The organism is Micromonospora sp. WMMD737 (assembly GCF_049179055.1).
GTDB lineage: Bacteria > Actinomycetota > Actinomycetes > Mycobacteriales > Micromonosporaceae > Micromonospora > Micromonospora reichwaldensis.
Genome location: NZ_JBMHMH010000029.1, coordinates 1 through 1,537, shown reverse-complemented (window position 1 = coordinate 1,537; position 1,537 = coordinate 1). Strand labels below are relative to the sequence as shown.

The following is a 1,537-nucleotide window of genomic DNA, read 5'->3' as shown; positions in this document are numbered from 1 at the left end:
ATGAATGCCTGGAACGCATCGGGTATTTCGTCGTTGCTGGCCAGTTCCTCACCGAGCACGACGGCGTCCTCTATCGCCAGCGCTTCGCTCTGCTTGAGATGCGAAGTCGTGGCGTGGGCGGCGTCCCCTATCACGATGACCCGTCTGTCGAACCACGGCGATGGCAGGTTGACCACCTCATAGGGCCGCCAATTCACGCGATCGGCACCGCGGATGTCATCACGTACCTCGGCGATGAGATCGCCGAACGGCGCCAGATGCTCACGGAGCTGTTCGTCGAGGGGCGTCGTAGCTACCGGTTCAGCCTGGTTGACGTTCAGGAACAGATCCATCAGGTCGTTGCGGAGAGGTACCAGGCCGACCTTGCTGCCATCCGGTGAGAAGTAGAGATGGCTACCCTCGAGATCATCGAGGCGCGGTAGCGTGTATCGCCAACTCGACTGCCCGGTCGCCTCCGGCTTACCGAGGTCGCCGAACAGCATGGGACGCATCACTGAGCGAATGCCGTCAGCGGCAACGACGCCGTCGTACTCCGCCGAGCTCCCGTCGGAGAATGTCACCGCGACCCAATCGGCGCGCTGCTCGATGGCCGCCACGGCCCGGGACGCAGTGACGGAGATTCCGCGTTCGATCGCCGCGGCCAGCAGGACGCCTACCAGATCATCGCGCAGGATACCCAGCATCGGCGGCAGACCTGGTCCAGCTTCGGGCCTGGCCGGCACCGTCTTCAGTAGCGTGCCGTCAAGCCGGTGCATGCACGTCGTCTCGATTGCAGCACCGCGCGAAATACACGCGCGGGCGAGTCCCAAGGTGTCGAGCGCCCGGATTGCGTTGCCCACCAGTGCAACCCCAGGACCGGCTGGGCCAACCCCGTCGACAGGGAGAGCCCCTGTGAGCATCGGGGGCGGTTCGGCCTCGACGAGCTCTACGCTCCGACCGGTCGCGTCCAATGCTATCGCCGAACATATTCCCTCAACAGTTGCCCCGACGATGAGGATGTCGCGGTGCTTGGCCATCTTCAGCCCCTACTCTCCGGCACGGTCGAGCACGGCGGTCACGGCTGTTCGGAGCATACGCTCGGGGTCGGGGGCTGCCGTTTCAGAGCGCCACGCGACGAACCCGTCCGGGCGCACCAGGATCGCGCCGTCCGGGCCGATACCGTGAGCAGCGTGCGTGTCGGTATCATCGGCCGCCACGAGCTCGTGGCCGAGGCGGTAGCCGTCGACGGGTACGGCCAGGTCATCCGATAGCGAGCGGGCGGCCCCCAGCCACGGCTCCCCGTCCCGGCCGGCGAGCACCACCAACCGGTTTCCATACACGTCCAGCGTGGACTCGTGCTGTTCCGCGGCGATCGGTACGCCGGGCGCGCGAGTGCCCGGCTGACCGGCCAGATCCTCCGGGTTCAGCAGCGCGAGACTCGTATCGCTGGGCAGTGCGCCGGGCACGGCGGCCGACCTGTACTGGTAACCGAAGACCACGGCCGGGTGCGGCGCCATCGCGGGGATGGTGTGTCCGTCCAGGGCCGCGGGATGGCGGT

1 protein-coding gene and 1 pseudogene are annotated in these 1,537 nt (G+C 66.9%); both read right to left on the bottom strand.

What is annotated here, in order from left to right:
* Nucleotides 1-1,016, bottom strand: a 1,016-nt coding sequence (locus ACN27A_RS34070) for an FAD-dependent monooxygenase (RefSeq protein WP_421459070.1), incomplete at its 3' end; no start/stop codon positions are given.
* 9 nt (nt 1,017-1,025) lie between these two features.
* Nucleotides 1,026-1,537: pseudogene (locus ACN27A_RS34065) on the bottom strand (hypothetical protein); the annotation flags it as partial.